Genomic DNA, 23,671 nt, shown 5'->3' on the forward strand with positions numbered 1-23,671 from the left:
TAAGGAGATTTTTTCATCGCCCGTGGGGGACAAACCTGTAAATTGACGGGGGGGTAAATCTACATAGCCCCCCTTTTTGCGTCATTCGCAAGATATTGTTCCGTTGTGTAGAATTTCCTGTGGTATGATTGAGAGATTTAAACTATACTAACTTATGATTCAACCGAAAGTATCCCGATAGGGCCCGCCGTTTTGCAGCAGCTATTAGTATTTGGTCATTGTCTCGTTCTTGGTCTACTCTGTTGGAGAATACAAACAATTTTGAATACCTATTAAAGACTATATTTCAAAACCGTATATGGCAGAGCAAAGTAAAGATTGTATCAAAATAAAAAAGTAAAATTCAATACAAAAATGATATTTTGTCGTTCTTGAATTCCATTGGTCTTTGTGAGCCCTTGCACACCTTGTCGAGAAAATCAACCATGAGAGACACGATGGTTCGCAGAGGATGTCACAGCAAAATTTAATTTGGCCTTCCTGGAGTTCTATCCTATCTGGCGAAAAGATATTATGACTAACGCCTTGGCTCTTCCATCAAAAAGGTCTTGCGGAATGCTGCGCGATGCTTCTTAATAAAATCCGATGGTTTAACTCCAAATTGTTTTATGAAATGCTCGCGGAAATATTTAATGTCGTTAAACCCGGCATTCAGAGCAGCCTCGTTTACATTGCAATTGGTATGGATCATAAGCTCGGCGGCTTTGCGTAACCTTACAAAGCGAATGAAACCTTTAACGGATTTACCACTTACAATTTTTATCTTTTTAAACAGACTGGAATAGCTCATCCCCATTTCGTTGGCTATTGTTTTTACATCAAAATCGGGATCGGCCAGGTAGTTTTCAATGATCGCAATACACTTATATAAAAAGTCTTTATGATGTTCGGAAATATTACGGGCGTTTGACTTTAAGGTTACCTCGTTATAAAAATAGTTTTGCAATTCCTGCCTGTCTTTCAAAATACCCTGTACCCGGGCTATCAGTAGATCTTTTTCAAAGGGCTTGCTTACAAAGTCAACGGCTCCTACTTCTATACCCGCTAGCTTCGCCTCGGGGTTAGGGTCACCTGTGAGCAACACAACCGGGATATGGCTAAGCGATGCATCCTGCTTGATAATCCGGCATAAATCAATTCCCGATAGCGAATCCATTACAATATCGCTTATCACTATATCAGGCACGTGTTTTTTAATCATTTCCAGACCCGATTCGCCGTTTGTCGCTTCGTATGTCTTGTATTTCTCTTTAAAGATTTTTTTGATGTAAGTCCGCAATTGCAAGTTATCATCAATTATTAGCAAGGATTGCCTGTCGGATATCAGTAATTCCAGGTTGCTTACATCTTCCTCGGCCGAGATCCCTTCCTGTGACTCGTTATTGATCAATTCCTCTAGCAGGTGCTGGTCAGATGTTTTTCGCTCTGCTTCATCGTTTGCCGGTAACAGGCTGGTTTTGGGCAACGTTGCTGTAAATGTGGTGCCTCCCAGTTCGTTTTTAAAGTATTTTATTTCTCCGTTATGGCTCTTTATGAAGCTTTTTACAAGATAAAGGCCGATGCCAAAACCAGTTTTGAGTAAGGAATTATCTTTAATTTGATAAAATTTATCAAACGGCTTTTCTCCGGCGTCCCCGGCAATACCGCAACCATTATCGCAAACCTCAACTACTACGCTAGTTTCCGTTTCGGAAAGGCGTATATTAATTTTACCACCTTCTGGAGTAAACTTTATTGCGTTTGATATCAAGTTAAATAAAGCGATTTCCAACTTTTCGCGATCCCCGGCTATCATCAATTGTTCATCATCACAATCAAACTGATAATAAATATTTTTCATTTTAGCCTGATGTTTAAAACACAAGTAAACATCTTTAGTAAGCGCATAGAAATTCAGGTTAACAATTTTTAACTGGCCATTTTCGCTTTCAGTTTTTCTGAATAGCAATAAATGGTCAACCAGGCCAAGCAGGCGGCGCGCGTTCCTGTAAATGGTGTTTAGTTCCGAATTGTTTTTATCGTTGTTCAATAAATCTTTTATCGGGTTAATTATAAGTGTAAGCGGCGTACGGAATTCGTGCGAAACATTGGTAAAAAACGACAGCTTCTTTTCATTCAGTTCTTTTTCCCGTTCAACTTTCAAATTGGCAATCTGCACTTCATATTTTAGTTTTGTTTGTCTCATAGCGTACAGCCAAAACCGATAAATAATTGTTCCGATTATAGTAGCATAAATCAAATAAGCCCACCACGTTCTTTGCCAGGGTGGCAAAATGGTTATATTAATGGTGCGCTGGTTATTAATCCATACGCCATCAGTGTTGGTTGACTTTATTCTTAACGTATAATATCCTTCATTCAAGTGTGTATAATTAACGGTTCTTATTTTCCCTGCATTATTCCAAACATGATCCCACCCTTCCAGATAATAAGCGTATGAAATTTTATCCTGAAAAGAATACTCAAGCGCAATGAAATCTGCCGAAATAACTGCTTTGTCATACGGCACCGTGATTTCGTTAATATTCATCACACTTCCTTTACCCTTATATGCAGGGTCTCGCTCAATCGATAGATTGTTTATTCTTAATCCGGTTAAGAATATTTCCGGATTACTTATGGAACGTTTTAGGCTATCGGGGTTAAACTGATTGAATCCTTTTATCCCTCCGAATAAAAACTGACCCGACTTTAGTTTTAAAGCGGCATTATAACTAAATTGATTACATAAAAGTCCATCTGATGCATAATAGTTTTTGATAGTTTTCGAAGCCGGATTGAATTTACAGAGCCCATTATAGGTGCTGAACCAGATTGATCCTTCATTATCTTCTAGTATGTTAAGTACTGTGTTACCTGGCAAGCCATCGGCGCTGGTGTATCTGGTAAAGGTTTGTTTGGTTCGGTTAAACAAAAGCAGGCCACCAACATCTGTTCCCAGCCAAAACCTTCCCATCTTGTCCTCGTGAATAGTAAATATTACTGAGTTCATAGGGTAAATGCGATGCCGTTTGCCGTTTAAATCAATCTTAATCAGCTGGCTGTTGTTTCCTGCCCATAGGCTGCCCTCCTTATCTTCACAAAAACAATTGATGCTGGTCAGGCGGCTATCAAACAGCTCAAACTTATCTGTTGTAGAGTTATACAAATACAAAGCGCCCCCTCGCGTGGTAGCAGCCCATAGGTTGTGATGCCTGTCTTCAAATAATTTCCAGACACTGCGGTCTTCCATCCGTGTAACAGTGTTAAAGCATCTATAATGTTTAAACGTTTGCGTACTTTTATTAAACAGGTTGATGCCGCCGTTAAAACTGGCAATCCATATATTGTTTTTATAGTCATTGATTATACTCATTACAAGATCGCTGCTTAATGAAGCCGGCGAGTTTTCGCTATGTCGATAATTTGTAAAGATATTTAACTTGGTATTCCAGTAACTTAGGCCTCCTCCTGCTGTTCCAATCCATATATTTGCATCGGTATCCTCACAAAAGGAGCGGGTGAAGTTGTTAATCAGGCTATTTTTATTTGCAGGGTCGTGGGTGATTGCTGTAAAAGGGTGATTTTTGTTGTCTATTATGTTTATTCCGCCTTTGAGGGTGGCTATCCACTTTCGTGAATCCCTGTCTTCATAAATGTAATATACCGAGCTGCTGCTTAACGAGCCTTTTGCTTCCCCGGCTAGGAGATAACTCACTTTCCCGGTAAAAGGGTCAATTATATTTATACTTCCGCCATCTGTAGCAACCCATACTTTTTCAGCTTTGTCAATGTATATCTGCATGATGTTTTTGCTGGTTAATTTGTTATCCTTCTGACTCACATCAATTAACTTATCATGTGCTACATCGTATTTATAAAGCCCCTGTTCTGTTCCCATCCAAACAAAGGCATTATGAAAATCAGGAGTAATGCAACTAACACCTTCCAACTTATCGCTAATTAAAATAATTTTATCCGACGATCTGTTATACTGGCAAAGGCCGATACCACTGATAAACAACCATATCCGGCCCTGTTTATCAATAGATATGTTATGAACATTATAATTGCGGACTTTATCTGAGTAAACTACCTGGCGACAAATTATCTGCCCTTTTTTACATACTAACAAGCCAATGTCGTTGGTCCCGATGTATACATTTCCGTTTACATCGGCGCCCAGGTTGTATATTTTTGAAGTGATTTTTATTAATTTGTTCCCGGTTGCCGGGTGATAATACACCGAGTGAATTTTTGCGTCTGCATAATTATAATAAGCAACGCCGCTTTCGGTTCCTACCCAAATTTTTTTTCCCCAACCTTCTGTAATACAATTTACGTGATTATTGCTAAGCGATTCTTCGTCGTTCCATTTGTTTTTGAATACCTGGAAATTGCTGCCATCATACCTGTTCAGGCCATCGTAAGTGCCAAACCAAAAAAAACCATAACTATCCTGAAACAACGTGTTAACTGAATTATTAGAAAGCCCATTGTCAATACTTAAACACCTCATAGACTGACCAAAGCTGTTGTTATTTAACAGGATAAAAAAAGCCGAAAGAATAAGGGCAAAAAAGTGTAGTAATGGTTTATTCATCAACGGTAATAAATGGGTTTAATGCTATGGAAATCAAAGCTAAATATTTCAAGCCTTTAGTAGATGGAAATATAAATAGTTTGTGATATAATTTTAACATTATAAAATGTCGGATTTACAGCTATAATTAAGCTTATTTATATCTGCTTTGCACGGAGTGAATGATGTTGGTCAAAACGGGGGCACTCTTCACTACTTAAAGCACTCTCAAATGCCAACAACGTATTCAAGGGGTTGTATTGACAGGACAGAGTACACAAAAACATATTCAGAACAAGCTGATTGAAAAAGTTAAGGAGAAACTATCTACAACGGATTTATCCCTGAGCGAAATTGCATATGATTTGGGTTTTGAACATCCGCTATCGCTTAAAAAGCTGTTCAAAATAAAAACCAACTTTTCGCCCTTGAAGTTTAGGCATTCATTCAATTAGTCAGTGTTAATAAAATATGTTGTCGTATTGTTATTAAAAGATTATTGAGGGTCTTGAAACTGCATCCGAGATTACCCTACAAGAGCCTGTTATCTTGAAGAACAAGCGAAATTTGTTGGTCGGTAATTCACAAAAAGTCAAATAAAAAAATGATGGAAGAATAAATAATAATAAATCAAATAATTTACGACGGCATGATCAGCAGTCGTCTGAACTTAGGCACTAAAGAGGTCATTCAAAAATTGTCTAAAGATTTTTTGATTATCGGTGGGCAAATTCATTTCTCAAAAGTCGGCACCAACCTTTCGATATGTGCCTTATCCTTTTTTTTTTATAATAGCACTACCATTAAAAGAAAATGCGCTCCTGATCTCACCCAGAAACGCATTTCAATATTCAGATCAACTGCGTCAGCTCAATCTCATGCTGACTGTGTAACAAAAGAAGTAGATATTTTTAGGTTTTTATATTCTTCAAGTATCAATTTCAAATCAATGTGTATCAATGAACGGTAAGCCTGATAATGCGTAAATAATCTATCATCGCCTGGTTAATCTCTCCATTCATATTTTCATTAGCATTTTTCAATTGAAGCGAGACCTGGTGCTTCCCTTTTGTAAGTTTCACCTTAACCATATTGCTGTACCCCCAATTGCTCCACTCCCCTTTTCCACGCTGCGGAAACACAACAGTACCTGCAAATTCCTGATCTACACCCAACGTACGTATGGCGCATTTATTTTCGGTATTGATCGGGCCATTACCATTGGCATACCTGAAATCTATCGCATAGATCCCGTCCATATCAATCTTTACGGGAATGTTTAAAGTTGTATTTGTCGTCCCGGAAATCTCCACGAAGCCTTTTCCTGTAAAGCCCTGGTAAACAAGCCCTGATTTATCCGCCAAAGTTTCAGCTTCGATTAGCTGCGCCGCGCTTGCCGGTATAACCTGTACAGGTTCGCTCGCAAATGAGCCGACACCTTTTGCATCAACGGCAATAACCTGATATTCTGAATACTCATTAATATTTACCTGATAATTAAGGATCTTGGTAATGGTAATAAGCCGCCCGTTTTTTATGATCCGGTACCGGGCCGCACCTTCGGTCTTTAGCCAGCTAAGCTTACCCCTGGTACAGGTAACAACCGGCGTTCCCGGCGTGGTATAAGCAGGCTGAAGATTAGTTTTACCGGTTAACTCGTTGTTGGCTAATATAATGTTGACCATATGTTCTCCTTTCAGGCTGGCTGGAACAATTCCACCGAATATTGTCTTACCATCAAGCGATATACTTTTGATTTGATTGCCATATCCTGACATGCTGATATTTAACAAGGCTTCCCTGTATTTAAAACGATCTAAAAAACGTTTACCTGCCAATGCTTTCGGCACAAACGGCTTAAATTGAAGGCTATTTTCATTATAATGAATCCCGAACAATACTTTATAAACTAAAGCAATATTACCTGACAGGCTCCACAGCATATTGCTGCTATTGATCTGCGTACCTGCAAAATCCCCGTCACTGGCTACAAAGTTTTCTTTATTGGTTAACCATAAAGCCGCCGGGCGATATATGGCGCTGATGGCCCTCATTACCGATTCCTCATTACCTGCTTTGGCCGATGCCATAGCCCAGTAAGTTTCTACAAACGGCCAAACGGCGTTGTTATGATACGGGAGGATATCAGGGATCTGCGGATAGATGCAGGGAATGCCAAACTCGTTTACAGGTGTATTGCTGATCACACTTTGCTGTTTGCCGGCATCTGCCGCATCAAATAGTACTGCAAGTGCCTCACCCAAAGCCTCTGACCGGGGGGACAGCATTTTATACTCACGTCCATACAGGTATTGCCCATAGTAACCTTTGGCAGGTACCCATAAGCTGTTCAATCCTCTTTTTATGGTATTGCTTTGCTGATCATAAATGGCAGCTGCTGTTTTATCGTTAAGCAACCCGGCCATAGCAGCCAGTACTTTGTTCACCTGGTAGTGCACCACGCTCGTGCCCAGGCATTCCGACTCATAAATATCGGCTGGCTGCATCCATTTGGGATAAGTCTCTTCGCGCCAGTCAAGAAATGATGACTCGCCGCGTACGAGGCCGGTTTGCTTGTCATATACGTTCAGGACATCATCGGCAGTCGATTTTTTGATGATGGCATAGGCTTTTTCCAGCCACTCCTTGTCGCCTGTAACCTTATATACTTCCCAGGCAGCTACTGCCCAGATCATCCTGTCAGACGATACCGGGTAAGCACCGCCGGTGCCTGTATCCTGTATTATGCGACCATTTTTAACCTTCCGCATCAAACTGTACATGGCTACTTTGGGCTGCAGCACTGCCATAGACAGGATAATGCTATAGCTTATATCCCTTGTCCATACCCCGCTCCATTCCTTACCGGTACGGAAGGTACTATCCGGTTCTACCGCTTTCTGCATTTCTTCCAGGGAGAGGTTATAGATAGCATCAGAAAGCGGATAATCAGAGTGATATTGCGGAAAAGCGCTTATAGCGCTGCTCAGTTTCCAACTGGAGGCTGTGCTGTTGGCATCCTCCGGTTTATTGAGTATCAGGGTAGTTTCGTAAATCCCATCGCCATCAGGATCTTTCAGCTCCAATTCAGGACGGTTGTGGATGTTGTTGAAATCCCAGATCATTGGAGCTGTATTACCGGCGACAAATACACCCTTGAAATCATCCTTATAGATCTTTTCACCATTAAAACAGGTATAGAATCCATTAATTTTAAAAGCGTTGAGGACAACACGCATGTCCACCCTTATTTTAAAGCTGGTTGATGGTTGCAGATAACTGGCCGGGGGTGTGGCCTTCTTATCCACATAGCTTTCACCGAATTTAATAACCGGTGTTTCGCTGGACCGGGCCAAGCAGTTGAAATGATGGTCATTCCCGGAGGGCATTTCATTGTCTTTGCCATTGATACTGAACTTAAAATCAACTACCGGGCTTTTGTTCAGGTTAGCAGGGCTTTGGTAATTTGATTGCAGTTGAGTAGCCGAAATAGCTTTAGCTATGTACGTGCCCTGTACCACCCTGTCGGGGTATACAGTATAAACTTTGGAAGTGTAAATGGGCTTACTGTTTTGCGCGTTCACATAACCAGCTACGAGCAGTAAGTTCAAAATTACAGGAATCGAATATTTCATTATATATCTTTATAATTTTTATTGGTACTCCACCACAACCATATCCCAGTATTTTAACATTGGCAATGTGAAGGTAACCGAATTTCCAGACTGGGTATAAGTTACGATTTTGGATGCACCTCCATCAATATCCGGCGATGCTACCCAGATCTTTTTGATGGTTTTGGCCGATATAAAATTAAAGCGGCCATTAGTTACAGGAACAGGCGCCGTTTGCGTTCCATTACGGTCACGCCAGTCTAAACTGGTGGCGTTGGCAAAGTTAATCAAATGAATCACCTGTTTGCTGCCCAGGTCTTTGCCTATTACAGATACCTGGCCTTTAACCGGCGGGAAATTATTTAACGTGGTTTTGCTATCGCCGGCAGTAATTGACGGGTTGTTGAACGTACCCCCATCGCGCAGCAAATTCTGGTAAGCGGTTAAAAAGTCATAATAGCTTACCATGGCCGCCTTCAGGTCGGCGCGCATTTGCAGGTTGCTGTTGGGAAAATACTCCTTGCCCAGCATGTGCTCGCCCAGTTCCAGGTGAGAACCACCGTGGGCGAAGATCACCGCATCGGTAAACAATACGCCCGGTGTATTAAAATAGCCGGGGCTGCCCGCCAGGTCATAATCCATGTAGGCTGCCAGTACACTCTTTTTGGCTCCGCCTGTCAATGCATCATTACTTTTAATAATATCGCCCAGGTCTTTATAACCTTCATTAGGTGACCACACTTCCGAGTACAGGAAATCAACCGGCGCGCTGGCAATCTGTGGCTGGCCATATTGCGTTACCGCGTTCATCACCAGGGCCTTGGTTGGCATGGCCATTTTCATAGCCTTAATAAAGGAGTTGAAAGCTGTTGGCAGGTCAACCGTTCCGCCATTATAATTATACAAGGTTTTATCGCGGTTACCCAGCTGATCTATCTGGTAACCATCAAAGGGATAAACCTGGTATGCTTCGTTGGTCTTGGCAGCTAAATATTGCTGCCAGCCGGTATTTGATGGATCCATCAAATTCAAATCGCTTTTAAACATTGGCTGCGGCAAAGCGGCCACTTCTTTTTTGGTATGGCTGCCATCATCAAACAGATACCAGCTTTCGGCTACACCATCAGCGGCAGCATCGTTCAAAGCGCCATAGGCTAAATTATAATGCAGCGTTTTCATGTTATAACCATGCGCGGCATTAATATAACCCTTAATGGTAGTTTGGTAATTATCGCGGTTGGCAATATCCTTCCAGCTGGCATCTGGTTTGGTAACCGTGCCCGCCAAGGGTTCATGGTGCTTATCCTCCCAGTCCTGAAATTGCACGTAATTCATATGGTAACGGTTCAGTGAGCTAATTACTGTTTTGATATCAGCATCACTTATCTTGCCATAGGCCGATAAAAAGCCGTTCCGGGGGAAGCGTGCAGGGTCTGAGGATACATCAACTGCTATTGTGCCGTAAATTTTCTCCTTGCCATCGGTGCCGTCAAACAATTCAACCATATAACCGGTAAAATCAGCCGCCGGGGCTATCCATTTCCAGCTGGTGCCGGACAAATTAACGGACTGAACAATATTGCCAGATTGCTTATACCTGACCTTCACTGTTGCAGGCAAAGCCTTATCAAGCGTAAAATTCACCTCGTCGCCTGGTTTATAAAAAGCCTTATCTGTACTCATATTAACCAGACTACCTGTTGTTACCGTTTTTATCAACCCGGTGTTATCAACCAGGCCATCCTTTTTGCAGCCGCAGCTAATAGCTACCATCATTAGGCCACCTATCCAGTATTTTTTCATTTGCTCTTTTATTTTTGAGTTCCCCCGGCAACACCGGGAGACGATTTTAATTATTGTTTGATGATAGCAATGCTCAAATCTTTCATATTGAGCGTTATTTTGTAATTACCGGCTGTTGAAGCTGTAACTACCCACTTATTATCCGGATCGCCCGAGCTAAGCTGCATGGTTGTTGCCGACAGTGCCGGATGATCAGTAACCGGGCGATAAAACTTAGCGCCGAAATCCTTTGCTGTGCCAATTTTAAACTCACCGGCAACCAGCGGACCGGCCCAGGTAAACACAAAAGGATCGGTGGCGTTTTTTACCATTGGCGTAGCAGCATCCAAACTCCAGCCGCCCGGCGAGGCGTCGCCGATAATCCACAAGGCGGTGTAAGGTGGTGTGCTTACAATGGTATTTACAATACTTATGGTATTGGTACGCAGGTTAAGCGTAATTTTATAGGTACTGGCTATAGCGATATGCCATTTGTTATCCGGGTCGCCGGCATTTAATTGAACGGCAGTGACCGATAGATCCGGCGCGTTGGTTGTTGGCCTGTAAAACGGCTCGTTAAAATCCTTCGCCGTAGCTATTTTAAAATCGCCGGCAACTAACGGCCCTGTCCAGGTAAAAATGAATGAATCGCTTGCATCAACCACTAATGGCGTAGCGGCATCAAGGCTCCAGCCACCCGGCGAGGCATCTCCCAATAACCATAACTGGCTAAATGGCGCTTTTGGCGGATCTGTGTTTACAATACTGATGCTGTTGTTATGCAGGTTTAGGGTGATCTTATAATTGCCTGCTTTGGCCGCGGCTATCTGCCATTTATTGTCAGGATCGCCGGAGCTTACCTGAACTGTTGTAGCCGCCAGATCAGGATGATTGGTTAAGGGGCGATAAAACGCGCCGCCAAAATCTTTTACGGTAGCAATCTTAAACTCCCCTGCAACCAGCAAACCTGTATAGGTAAACAAATACGGGTCGGTACCATCCTGCACCATTGGTGTAGCGTTACCTATATCCCAACCTTTTGGCGTAGCATCGCCCACCATCCAAAGCGCGCTGTATGGTGGCGGTATCACTTTGTTATAGGTAGTAACTGTTAAGCCTATGGTATTGGAATTAAACGGCGATACCGAACCATCAGAAGTGGCAATTACTATGCGCACTTCTACCTGTGTAGCTGCTGCTATGGGCAGCGTATAAAACAGATTGTTCAATGCTTCCTGTGTATAGGTTTTGGTAAGGGTATCCCGGCCAAGTTTAACATTCGTGGCATTGGCAAAGTTGCTGCCTTTTAAATCCCACTGCAAAAAATAGGTAACAGAACCCTGCAACCCTTTCACCGCAGCTGCCGACCATTTTAGGGTAACAGCCTGCTGATCTTTATTATCCCTCGTGAGGACAATAGTGCTTGATGTTGCTGATAATACCGGGGTTGAAGTAACCTGCGGCATGATATTATCCTTTTTACAGGAAAACGTGAGCAGGGCAAAAACAGATAATAGCAGCAGGCCCCAAAACATGGGTTTACTGTTTTTATATCGTGATGAATAAACATCATTGAAGTTTAAAGCTTTCATGATTGAAGTTTATGTTGATTGATTAATAGCCTGTATTTTGTACAAGATTAGGGTTTGAATCTATCTCCTGCTGAGGTATTGGCAGCAACAGAAATTTGGCTGTAGCATTTGTTTTGCCAATAGAATGCAGGAAATCCAGGCCATACTGCCCATTGTTTATCCTGATGAGATCAAACCAGCGCTGGCCTTCAAAAGCCAGTTCGATGCGCCGCTCATGCAATACCACGGTGCGGAAGGCATCTTTTGATAATCCGGTGGCGACATTTCCTAACCCTGCACGATGGCGCACCAAATTAAGCGGCGCTTCGGCACCGGCCTGGCCCAGCTCGTTCATAGCTTCGGCCTGCATCAGCAACACATCCGCGTAGCGCAAAACCGGGAAATCCTCGGGGTTGGTATTATAATCCGGCGATATGGATTTGGGTACCAAAAACTTGCGCAGGTTAAAGCCGGTGGTTGAATAGGATGCCTGGTATGCCTTGCCATCAAAAGCAGGGCAGCCCGGATATAAAATGGTGACATCTTTACGCAGATCGCCATTTTCATAGCTGTTTACAAACTCCTGTGTTGGCTGGTCCCAGCCGTATGCGCCGCCCACAAAATCGGAGTTACGCGGCCCGGTGAAAGTGCTTGGCCATGCAGCCTGGTTAAAATCGTCAAAAAAGCCATACGTGGTGGCACCGCTGTATTGTACTTCAAATAATGATTCACCAGTATTTTTCTTGGTAGCTGAAAAATTATCGGCATAATTAGCATTAAGCGAGTACCCCAATGCCGTTACCTGTTTACACAAGTCAACCGTTTGCTGGTAATTGCCCAGCGTTAAATAAACTTTGGCCAGTAAACCCGCGGCTGAGCCTTTTGATGCCCTGCCGATATCGGCCCCCGAGTAAGTTGTTGCAGCCGGAAGCTGGCCCAAGGCATCTGTAAGATCCTGGATGATCAACTCGTAAACATCGGCTTTGGGCGAGCGTTTTACCTTCAGATCATCCCCAACCACCTGTGGCTTGGTGATCAAAGGCACATCGCCAAATAACCTAACCAGGTTAAAGTAGTATAAAGCCCTTAAAAATTTAGCTTCGCCTAAAACACGGCTCTTTAAAGCGGCATCCATATCAATAGCCGGCACTTTTTGCAATACAATATTACATTGTAAAATGCCCGGCGCTGGGCCACGGTAAATATCAAGCACGCCGGCATTGGCCGAAGTGGTCACAAAATTCTGCTCGTCCTGGGTTTCAATACCATCGGTACCACCACCTGCGCCGGTAACACTGTTACCGGCCATAATATCGGTAGTCCAGATCCTGAAATTGTATAGCTTTGGGCGCTGCAAAGGCTGATAGGCAGCATTTACTGCGTTTACGGCATCTTCGGCAGTTTTATAGTAGTTGCCCGTGTTAACAGAATCGAGCGGGGCCTTGTCCAGGAAATCTTTTTTACAGCTTATCAATACTGCCGATAGTATGAGCGCTATGATATATTTATTGGTTTTCATTATTAATGCTTTAAAAATTAAAGTGTTAAATTGATACCTAAGCTAATGGTGCGGGTTACCGGGTACACGCTAAAGTCGATACCGTTGCTGCCCACCTCGGGATCAAACCCGGTGTATTTGGTAAAAGTGAACAGGTTTTGGCCGGTAACATACAGACGGGCGCTGTTAAAACCAATCCGTTTCATATAAAGCGATGGCACGGTGTAACCCAGCGTAGCGGTCTTGATACGCAGGTAAGAACCGTCCTCCACAAAGCGGTCGGATATGCGGGAGTTTTTGTTAGGGTCGTTATAAATCGCCCTCGGGATGGTATTGCTGGTGCCTTCTCCTTCCCATCGGCCTAATACTCTTGTCGTTTGATTTTGGGCAACCGCCATACTTTCCTGGTAAACGTTGTTAGCATTAAATATCTTGTTGCCATACACCCCCTGTAAAAACACGCTCAGGTCGAAGCCTTTATAGCTAAAGGTATTATTCATGGCGTAAATGAATTTAGGATTGGGGTTGCCAATATAGGTACGGTCAGCATCATTGATCACATTATCGTTATTCAGATCTTTGAACCTGATATCGCCGGGTGATGTACGGTTGTAAGGATCGGCGCCGGTTTGCTGGGCGGCATGTGCATCTACATCAAACTGGGTTTGAAAAATGCCCTGTGTTACAAAGCCATAAAAGCTATTAATGGGATGGCCAACCGAATTGATATTGATGTTCCCATTTAAACCGATACTGCCGCCAAACAGGGAAGTATTATCGCTTAAAGCGGTTATTTTATTTTTATTGAAGGAGATATTGGCATTAGTTGTCCAGGTGAACGCGCCGGTTAAGTTCCTGGAGGATACGGCTATCTCGATACCTTTATTCTCTACATTACCTGCATTGCCATAAGGAGCCGCGCCAGAGTAACCGGTAGAGATAGGCAGGTTAATTGGTACCAGCATACCCGTTGTTTTTTTAATATAACCATCCACATTTAACGTAATACGTTGGTGAAGGAAGGTTGCATCAATACCTAAATTGCTCTGCTTAACGGTTTCCCAATGCAGGTTGGGGTTGGCAGCGTTAAGGGCTATTTCGGCAGGTACTACGGTACCGTTAAAGTTGTATACCGCCGATGTTAAAACCGATGCGAAGGAATAGTTACCGATGTTTTGGTTACCGGTTTCGCCGTAGCCGGCACGGATCTTCAGGTCATCAAAGAAAGTAATATTCTTAAAAAATGGCTCCTGGGTTAAGCGCCATGCTAATGATGCCGATGGAAAGGTTCCGTATTTATTGTTTTCGCCAAAACGGGATGAGCCATCCCGCCTTATAGTAGCGGTAAACAAATAGCGGTCTTTATAGGAATAATTGGCACGGCCAACGTATGATAATAATGACCATTCTGATCCATCGCCCTGTAATACCGGGTTAAGCGTACCATTGTTAAGCTGCTGGGTAACATCACTGGCAAAACCGCTTACATTGCCGCCTGCAAAATGGTAAGCATTACTCTGCGCATCGGTACCGGCCAGTACGGTAAGGTGGTGGTCTTTACCAAAAAACTTATCGTAGGTTAAAAAATTATCCCAGGTATAGGTAATGCTTTTATTGTACTGCTCGGCCAAATAGGAATTTGGCTGCGGGATAGGCTGGTAATTATATTTTGGCGACCAGGTACGGCTGTTGAAAAACGAAGCCTGCATCCCTCCGGTAGTTTTAAAGGTTAAACCCGGTAAAATAGTGGCTTCGGCATATACCGACCCTAATATGTTATAACCTTCGGTATTGTTTTTAACCAGGTTTGCCGTGGCAATCGGATTTTTTACATCACCGTAAAACTGCGGTTGCCCAACGGGGCCGGCATAGGTGCCATCGGCATTATAAATTGGCTGCGCCGGATTAGCCGACATGGCACCACGGATATCATAGGAGCCGCTTGGTTTTTCGTCATGGTTGAGTGTAAGGTTATGACCAAACTTGAGCCATTTCAGTACTTTGTCATTACCATTGAACTGCAGCGTATAACGGCGGTATGCAGTGCTGGTCACAATGCCTTTTTGATCTAACACACTACCCGAAACATAATAGTCAGACTTATCGGTACCGTCCGAGTATGACAGGGTATAGCTTTGAATAGGCGCGGTGCGGAACAGCGCATCCAACCAGTTGGTACCTGTGCCTAATGACGCGGGGGCGGCGTAGGCCGGGTTGGTTGATTGGTTGTTATTGGCCAGCAATTCGTTATTGAGCTGTGCAAACTGGCTGGCGTTGAGCAGCTTTACCATATTGGTCGCTTTTTGCACACCTGCAAAGGCATTCACATTTAAATGGCTTGCACCCATGCTACCTTTTTTTGTAGTGATGAGCACAACGCCGTTTGCACCACGCGACCCGTAAATAGCTGCCGCTGATGCATCCTTCAACACATCAAATGAGGCGACATCATCGGGGTTTAGGGTATTGAGTGGTACATCGGTAGGCACACCATCAATTACCAGCAAGGGATCGGCATTATTAATAGTACCTACGCCACGTACCCTGATGGTAACATTACTACCCGGCGAACCGGAGGTAAGCGCCTGCACACCGGCAGCACGTCCCTCGATGGCCTGCCCAATATCGGGTACGGGCTGAGAGGAGATCTCTTTTATATTAACCGATGTTACCGCGCCGGTAACATCCTTCTTTTTTTGTGTACCGTAGCCTACCACCACTACCTCATTAAGGGCTTTTACATTTTCGGTAAGCACAATATTCACGATGGTTTTACCGGCAACAGGTACTTCCTGGTTGGAATAGCCCAAAAAGCTAAACACGAGAATGGCATTCTGATCTTTAACATTGAGTTTAAAATTACCATTACCGTCGGTAAGGGTACCATTGGTAGTACCTTTTTCGGTAACGGATACACCGGGCAGCGCGCCGGCAGCATCGGTAACTTTACCGCTGATGCTTAACGTCCGGACCCGGCTGGCAGACAACAGAGTTGATGCATCCCAGCCTTTTGCCGATGCAAAAGAGCATACCGGCATTGCCATGAGCAGCACCAGCGGACTTATGGCCATTGTTTTTTTACACGCGCCAAAATGTAATTTTCGTAAACGAAATTTCATATTTCTTTAGGATTTTCAGGTTATAGTTTCAAGGCATTGGTCGCCTCATTTGAATTGATTAGTTGACGCTATTTTGAAAAGCGTGAAAATGTGCAGCGTAGATTTTCTTCATAATTATTTATTTAGTTTATATTTTGGTTAAGGACTAATCAGATACCGATTGGCGGCGGTATTTTGATGAGCCCTAAATAAGAGCTTTGAAAAGAAAGGGCGTAATCACAGCATTTCAATTTAAATTCAAAATGTATCAATTTGCGGATGAGAAAATATAGGTTGAAATATGTGGTTATATTTAAGCCCCGGTTTATCTCCCTGGCTAACTGACGGGGAGATTCAGGCGGGCAATGCACATGATTTATATAACCAATTTTGAAAAAACTATACCTGATATTACTTCTATTCAATTTTGTAGCTGCCCGCGCCCAGCAGGCATCGTACTATTTTAAAAACTATCAGGTGCAAAACGGGCTGTCCAGTAATACCATTACCTCCATTTTACAGGATAAAAAAGGCTTTATGTGGTTTGGCAGCCGTAACGGGCTTAACCGCTTTGATGGTAACGTATTTAAATTGTTCGGCAACAAACTGGGCGATAGTACCAGTATCGGGAACAATTCAATTTTTAGTTTATACGAAGACAGCAAAGAGACGCTTTGGGTGGGCACTTACAAAGGGATTTATCTGTTTAACCCGCTTGAGGAAAGCTTTACTGTCTTTAAAGAGATACCTCCGGGGGAGGTAAGATATATCGCAGGCGACCACCAGCACCATATCTGGATCATATCAAACCTTACACTTTACCGCTATGATGAGTTGAGTAAAGTCATCATTTCCTATCCGCTCAGAAACGACCAGACCATCACCTTAAACATGGCGGCAGATGGCTCTGTCTGGGCCGCTACCTCACAGGGTTTTATCAATCATTATAATGTTGCAGGCAGAAAGATTGCAGATTATGAAATCTCCACAGCCAACGACGGGCGTAAGTTTTCGGCCATACAGGAAATCTACCCTATTGGGGATACCTCGGTAATTGTAGGCACTATGAACCAGATAGTGTTGTATAACTACAAAACTAATCGCCTGTTCAACATCTTTAAAGATCAAAAAAAACAAACTGATATTCATGTACACGTTGTTTTTCACCAGAGTGACGGTACTTATTGGCTTGGTACGGAAAGCGGGCTGTACATATTTAACCTGGTAAACGGTAAAACCACCATCGTACAAAAGCAATACAGCGACCCATATTCCATTACCGACAACATCGTTTCAGCCATATACAAAGACCGTGAGGGCGGAACGTGGATCGGTACCTATTTTGGCGGACTGAACTATTATTCGGGCCAGTACAACAATTTTAAAAAATACTTCCCGGAGCCTGGCATTAACAGCCTGAGTGGGAACATTGTTCACGAGATCACCAAAGACCTGTATGGTAATTTATGGGTAGGTACTGAGGATGCCGGTCTGAACAAGATAGATCTGAAGACCGGTTTGATCAAACATTTTTCACCCGGAAAAATACCGGGCAGCATATCATACCGGAACATTCATGGCCTTGTGGCCGACGGAAACCTGCTATGGATAGGTACCTATGAGCATGGCCTTGATGTAATGGATATAAAAGCCGAAAAGGTCGTTAAGCATTATTCATCGGGCAATGATGACCAATCGTTTCATGGAAGCTTCATCGTTGCTTTGTATAAAACTAATAACGGCGATATTTTGGTTGGCACCTGGAATGGCCTGTTTAAATATAACCGTGCAGCTGATAATTTTTCCGCAATGCCGTTCTTTACCGGGCATATTCAATCTATCCATGAAGACAGCGATGGTACTTTATGGGTTAGCACTTATGGTAACGGAGTTTATTATTTCAACAACCTGAATGGCCGCCGGGGGCATCTCACTTACCAAGCCGGCAAAGCTAACAGTATGCTTAATGATTATGTGAACGGCCTGTTCATTGACAGTCATCATTTCATCTGGTTTTGTACGGAGGGAGGGCTGAGCCGGTATGATCCTAAAACAAAAAAAATAAATAATTTCACCACTGAAAGTGGTTTGCCGGACAACCAGGTATTCCGGATGCAAGAGGATGAAACAGGTAAATTATGGATATCAACAGCTAAAGGACTGGCCAGATTTGACCCGACAAGCGGCTCATTCAGTAATTATCATACCGTGAACGGTTTGCCGACTGAACAGTTCAACTATAATTCATCCTATCACGACACAAACGGTACCATGTATTTTGGCACCGTAAAGGGGATGGTGAGCTTTATACCAGCCAGATTTGTAAAGAACCCCTATGTACCGCCCGTCTATATAACAGGACTACAGGTTAACAATACCGAACTGGCAATAAACAAACAAGGTTCCCCACTGTCAAAATCTATTACTTACACGCAGGCAGTCACGCTTCCCTACAACAGTTCCAATATTAGCCTGGATGTGGCTGCTTTAAGTTTTGTCATCCCGGAAATGAATGGTTACGCCTATAAAATGGATGGCATCGACAAAAACTGGATACAGTTCAAAAAAAACCGGAAGATCTATTATACTAAATTACCGGCCGGCAATTACATTTTTAACTTAAAAGGATCAAATAGCGAAGGTGTATGGAATGATAAAATAGTGAAGTTAAATATCAGGATATTACCTCCCTTTTATGCAACATTCTGGGCTTATACATTTTACCTGATCATTGTGGCCGGCGTGATAATTACCATTGTAAGATATTACCACTTAGCCGTCAGCGAGAAAAATAAAAGGCGTATTGAAACGATTGAAATTAATACAGAACGGGAGATCTATAATGCCAAGATAGAATTTTTCACCAATGTGGCCCACGAGATACGAACGCCGCTTACTTTGATAAAGATGCCTTTAGATAAACTGATAAACAGCTACTTCGATAATCCCGAAACAAATGAAAACCTTGCTATGATCAATAAGAACACCAACCGCCTGATAGGGCTCACCAATCAGCTGCTTGATTTCAGGAAAGCAGAGGCCAATAAGTTCAGCCTGAATTTTTCAAAAACAGATATTAATGAGTTACTGAACGAGGTTTATGCCACCTTTAAACCAGCAGCTGAATTAAAAAACCTTACCTATAAGCTGGACTTGCCCCGTATAACACTGCACGCTTATGTTGACCATGAGGCTTTAAAAAAGATATTGAGCAATTTGTTCAATAATGCTATTAAATACGCGGCTCAAACCGTCGCTATTAAGCTATTGCCCTTCAGCAGTGAGGATGAACTATTCAGGATAGAGGTCCGCAACGATGGTTTCCTGATCCCTGCTGATCTGCGGGAAAAAGTATTTGAACCGTTTTACCGGATAAAAGAAACTGAGAAAGAAGCAGGAACGGGCATAGGTTTGCCATTGGCGCGGTCACTAACGCTGCTTCACAATGGTACTTTGGAATTAAAGCCTTCCATTAACGAGCAAAACATTTTCCTGCTTTCCTTGCCCATGCACCAGGAAATGGAGATTGATCTTGGTGAAAAAGAAGAACAGGTGCTCAAAGAGGCAATTGCGCCTGTGGCCGGCGAAACCGACAGCGACAAACCTTGGGTGTTGCTGGTTGAAGACAACAAGGAGATCCTGAACTATTTGGTAAGAGAATTAATGTCCACTTATCTTGTATTAAAAGCCGCCAATGGCCAGGAAGCCCTTGATGTATTGCAAAAGGAAAATGTACAGATCGTTATCAGCGATATTATGATGCCGGTAATGGATGGTATTGACCTCTGCAAAAAAATGAAAACAGACCTGCAATACAGCCACATCCCCATTATTCTGCTTACCGCCAAAAATTCTCTTAACTCGAAGATAGAAGGTTTGGAGGTCGGCGCCGACGCTTATATTGAAAAGCCATTTGCCTTTGAGCATTTGCTGGCACAAATGAACAATCTGCTGGTAAACCGCAATATGATGAAGGAATACTTTGCACGGTCGCCCCTGACCCATATCAAAGGAATTGCAGTTTCAAAAGCTGATAAAGACTTTCTTGAGCGACTGAACAAGATCATCTACGATCATATTACGGATATGGACCTGGATGTTGATCAGCTTTCGGGCATGATGAACATGAGCAGGCCTACATTGTACCGCAAGATCAAGGGCTTATCCGACATGACGCCTAATGAACTGATCAATCTTTCGCGTCTTAAAAAAGGCGCAGAGCTGCTGGCTGAAGGCGACCACAAAATCAACGAGGTTGCAAATCTGATTGGTTATACTTTACCTACTAATTTTTCGCGTGACTTTCAAAAGCAATTTGGGGTAAGTCCCTCTGTTTATGTTTTTAATCTTAAAGGAGATCAAAAACAATTGTAAAAACAGGGCTGCTGTGAAATAGCAGCCCTGCTCTGCGCAGAATAGTTATTTTGTATCCTTTATAACTTTGTGATAACCCACTGCTGGTTTGTGCCGCCTGTGTATGTAAATTGTTTAACCACTCCACCATTAACTGTCGACGCGCCATAGACATCCAGGACTTTGCCGCTGTTAAGGTTCACTATTTTATAATAGCCGCCGCCTACGGGTACAAGGGCCCATTTCTGGCTGTTGACACCCGATGCTGTCCATTGATGTATCTGCACATTATCAGCAACAGATTGCTGGTATACATCCATGTTCTTATTGCTGTTGGTATTAGTAATCGTAAAATAACCGTTTCCTGTACTGGTGAGTTTCCATTTCTGGCTGGATACTCCTGAATAATCCCACTGATGTACAATTGCTCCGTCTACTGTTGACTGCTGATAAATATCAAGCGCTTTACCACTGTTACTGTTCGTAATCTTATATATACCACCCGAAACGATTTCGGGTACTACCTTTAAAATAACACAACCATGTGCCGGGACGCTTATGGTATAGGAGTCCATGCTTCCCAGATCAGTATGCTGCCACATATCCCTTACTTTTGCATATCCGGTAATCCCGAGGTCAGTCGAAAAATTTATGGTACGGCTTTGCGCCACGTCTTCGCGGTTAAACAGCCCTACCACCCAATCACCGTTTGTCATTTGGCCTGTCCATACCTGGCTTAATGCGTTCGTTGGGTCATTTGTTAAAGGTTTACCCACAAACCCATCCTGGTTTAAAGCCAGTAATTCTGTATTTTGGTATATCCATAAACTTCCGCCAATGCTATTGTATTGATCAGCCACAGATACCGGGCCGCCGGCAATGAGGTTTAACGAGACCGCCGTTTTTCGTTCATTGTCATTAGCAAACTTATTTAGCCTGATGAAATCCCCGTCGAGCACCAGTTTCCCCCTGCCCGATAGTTTTGACCAGTAGATGTACCCATCAAAAGCATTATCATATTGCGACCAAACGTCAACCGTCCTGGTTCCCCGATTGAGGCTGTTAAAACGGCCCCAACCGGCATCAAATCCTGTGTCGTCATTGATCCGGATCATCCTTCCGTATTTATTTTCCAGTTCAGCCTCGTTTTTCAAATTAGGCATGACCAGGCTTAAAAATATGCCGTTGGAGTCGCATGCCTGGCGCATCCAGCTCAATGCTTTATCATAATCCGCTTTCGGCCTTGTCGGGCCAACCGTCCCCAGGTTTTGATCCTGGCCTGTTTCATACCATGACAAAAAATCAACCCTCAAAAACTTCACCCCCATATCCGCATAATACTGAATATAGCCCTTTACATATTGCTCAGCCCCCGGATTATTAACCTGCACCCAGTTAAACCAGGTCGCGTTCTCGGCCGGGTTGATAATACTGGATAAGGGAATTTGGGTCCCTTTAATTTTTACGCCGGCATCGGCCGCAGCTTTGTTTACCCAAAGCGGATTATTGTAAATCCCCAGTGTCATACCATGTTGCTGAATATAGGTTGACCAATAAGCGTAATCATGCGCCCATTGACTCGCATGTTTGGTACGGTATCCATCAGCATTGTAAGAGCCGTCGTCCCCCCAGCCATCAATACAGATCATGTTATACCCATATGATTTCAGGTTTTGATCTACCCAGTTAATATTGGCCAGCCACTCGGTTTCGGGAATATATCCATCGTGTACAATGTTATATTCATATGGGTTCCAGTACAGGGGTGCCCTGGTTGATACCGCAGTAGCGGCAGCCGTACGAAGACTTCCGGCCTTTACACCGGTTGAAAGTACGTCAATTTTTGACGCCACATTTTTTTTGCAGGAAAAAATAATGGCACACAGCGCCATTAATAAGAAAAATAACTTTTTCATCATAATTAATTGGTTAACGTAAATAATTGGTTGACTATTGGCACTTTGGGGAGTGCCAAACAAAGTACGGTGCTAATATTTTAATAGAATAATCACTGAATATCAATATGTTATCAAATCGTATCAATTAAGTAATTATTACTCATCAAACACAACCATTTGCTACTCTTCAAAACTTCCTTTTATGTTCTTAAAGGACCAGTGATTAAGATGTCTTCCGGCAATTGTATTAAAAAGAGCTAAGCAGATGATGGAGCGTCTTGGATTATCATCAATAAAGATCTCGGATCCAAATCGACGTTGTGTACACAAGAGCTGTGGTAAAATTTCGGTTTTCAGGATTGATGTACCTAATTATATTATTTTCTGGAAAAATAATTTGGATTTTCAAATACTTAGTGTTGCTTTTACACTAAGTATATAAAATAGTCTTCTCATAATTTAGGTTTATAATTGGTTAGTAAAAGCTCCTGCCCATCAGGAGCTTTACTTATATATATCATATAATGAATGTATTGGACATTTCGACATGGTTGACCATGCTATTCCGTGCGAATTAGATCAATTAGTTGCGTTGTTGAATAATGGTTACAACAATTTTAAATCAGCCATTTAGCATGGTCAAAGTGTAACGGAACACCCTGAACTGCTTTTCCAGAACGCGGTGATCAATGGCTCCGGAAAATCCAATCTGACCAATAAATATCTACAAAAACATCATCCTGAAAGCCCTTTGTTTTTGGGTATTAGTGGCGGGAATGGATTGGAGCATATTGATATAAACAAGACGAAAATAGTTTACGGAATAGATGTGAACCAATCGTATCTCGATGAAACTAAAAAAAGGTTTGGAGAAAAAATCAAGCAACTGGTACTTGTAAACGCAGATATTTCGAGTTCAAATGAATCCTTTCTAAAAGCAGACTTCGTTTGGGCTGCTTTAATCTTCGAATATATTGATATCGAAAAAGGTTTGGAATTTATATCCAATAACACTGGTGAAGTTGCAAAATTGGTAATCACAATTCAATCTAATAATGGTGCCCAATCTGTTAGTCCAACTGGCGTTGAATCAATAAAACTTGTAAAAGATATCTTCAACCTGGTAGACAAGGATGACTTACAAACCAAGGCATTAGCGTTTGAATTACGAATTGTCAGCTCGGAAGAAAACGTACTTCCAAATGGTAAGTCCTTTATTACTCTTGAATTCGAAAAGACGAAATAATATGCTGTTAATAAGTTTCATACAGTAACGAGCTTTTTTAGGCGATATTT

At 42.7% G+C, this 23,671-nt stretch carries 9 protein-coding genes and 1 pseudogene; 3 read left to right on the forward strand and 7 right to left on the reverse strand.

The genetic code is table 11. From position 1 onward, the window contains the following. Positions 1–517: 517 nt before the first annotated feature. Positions 518–4,582, reverse strand: a complete 4,065-nt coding sequence (locus BMX56_RS25860) for a hybrid sensor histidine kinase/response regulator transcription factor (protein WP_090652607.1) — start codon at positions 4,580–4,582, stop codon at positions 518–520. A gap of 239 nt (positions 4,583–4,821) precedes the next feature. Between BMX56_RS25860 and BMX56_RS25865 the strand changes: the two are divergent. Then, positions 4,822–5,016, forward strand: a pseudogene (locus BMX56_RS25865) (helix-turn-helix domain-containing protein); the annotation flags it as partial. Between the two features lie 501 nt (positions 5,017–5,517). Here the strand turns inward: BMX56_RS25865 and BMX56_RS25870 are convergent. Genes BMX56_RS25870 through BMX56_RS25890 form a run of 5 tightly spaced genes read right to left on the reverse strand, consistent with a single transcriptional unit; the run spans position 5,518 to position 16,145 of the window. Further along, a complete protein-coding gene (locus BMX56_RS25870) occupies positions 5,518–8,196 on the reverse strand; it encodes an alpha-L-rhamnosidase-related protein (RefSeq protein WP_090652608.1) in 2,679 nt (892 codons plus the stop codon). Between the two features lie 18 nt (positions 8,197–8,214). Further along, positions 8,215–9,978 carry an endo-dextranase gene (locus tag BMX56_RS25875; protein WP_090652609.1) on the reverse strand — a complete coding sequence of 588 codons (1,764 nt, stop codon included), beginning with the start codon at positions 9,976–9,978 and terminating at the stop codon, positions 8,215–8,217. 50 nt (positions 9,979–10,028) lie between these two features. Then, on the reverse strand, positions 10,029–11,549 hold the full coding sequence (locus tag BMX56_RS25880) for a SusE domain-containing protein (RefSeq protein WP_090652610.1): 1,521 nt from the start codon (positions 11,547–11,549) through the stop codon (positions 10,029–10,031). Positions 11,550–11,571: 22 nt separating this feature from the next. Beyond that, positions 11,572–13,047, reverse strand: coding sequence for a RagB/SusD family nutrient uptake outer membrane protein (locus tag BMX56_RS25885; RefSeq protein WP_090652611.1), 1,476 nt, complete (start codon positions 13,045–13,047; stop codon positions 11,572–11,574). A 17-nt stretch (positions 13,048–13,064) separates the two neighbouring features. Beyond that, a complete protein-coding gene (locus tag BMX56_RS25890; protein ID WP_090652612.1) occupies positions 13,065–16,145 on the reverse strand; it encodes a SusC/RagA family TonB-linked outer membrane protein in 3,081 nt (1,026 codons plus the stop codon). Positions 16,146–16,514: 369 nt separating this feature from the next. On the opposite strand from BMX56_RS25890, the gene BMX56_RS25895 reads away from it, so the two are divergent. Further along, positions 16,515–20,498: a hybrid sensor histidine kinase/response regulator transcription factor gene (locus BMX56_RS25895; protein WP_255369924.1), complete on the forward strand. Its 3,984-nt coding sequence runs from the start codon at positions 16,515–16,517 to the stop codon at positions 20,496–20,498. A gap of 59 nt (positions 20,499–20,557) precedes the next feature. On the opposite strand, the gene BMX56_RS25900 is transcribed toward BMX56_RS25895, so the two are convergent. Continuing rightward, positions 20,558–22,396 carry an RICIN domain-containing protein gene (locus BMX56_RS25900; RefSeq protein WP_143065533.1) on the reverse strand — a complete coding sequence of 613 codons (1,839 nt, stop codon included), beginning with the start codon at positions 22,394–22,396 and terminating at the stop codon, positions 20,558–20,560. A gap of 661 nt (positions 22,397–23,057) precedes the next feature. Here BMX56_RS25900 and BMX56_RS25905 point away from each other — a divergent pair. Then, a complete protein-coding gene (locus tag BMX56_RS25905; protein ID WP_143065534.1) occupies positions 23,058–23,621 on the forward strand; it encodes a class I SAM-dependent methyltransferase in 564 nt (187 codons plus the stop codon). Positions 23,622–23,671: the final 50 nt, after the last annotated feature.

The organism is Mucilaginibacter sp. OK283 (genome assembly GCF_900110415.1).
GTDB lineage: Bacteria > Bacteroidota > Bacteroidia > Sphingobacteriales > Sphingobacteriaceae > Mucilaginibacter.

Excerpts from the sequence above, each read along its gene's own strand:
- BMX56_RS25875 (WP_090652609.1), bottom strand. The coding sequence starts at position 9,978 with ATGAAAAAATACTGGATAGGTGGCCTAATGATGGTAGCTATTAGCTGC.
- BMX56_RS25900 (WP_143065533.1), bottom strand. The coding sequence starts at position 22,396 with ATGATGAAAAAGTTATTTTTCTTATTAATGGCGCTGTGTGCCATTATT.
- BMX56_RS25885 (WP_090652611.1), bottom strand. The coding sequence starts at position 13,047 with ATGAAAACCAATAAATATATCATAGCGCTCATACTATCGGCAGTATTG.
- BMX56_RS25890 (WP_090652612.1), bottom strand. The coding sequence starts at position 16,145 with ATGAAATTTCGTTTACGAAAATTACATTTTGGCGCGTGTAAAAAAACA.
- BMX56_RS25870 (WP_090652608.1), bottom strand. The coding sequence starts at position 8,196 with ATGAAATATTCGATTCCTGTAATTTTGAACTTACTGCTCGTAGCTGGT.
- BMX56_RS25860 (WP_090652607.1), bottom strand. The coding sequence starts at position 4,582 with ATGAATAAACCATTACTACACTTTTTTGCCCTTATTCTTTCGGCTTTT.
- BMX56_RS25880 (WP_090652610.1), bottom strand. The coding sequence starts at position 11,549 with ATGAAAGCTTTAAACTTCAATGATGTTTATTCATCACGATATAAAAAC.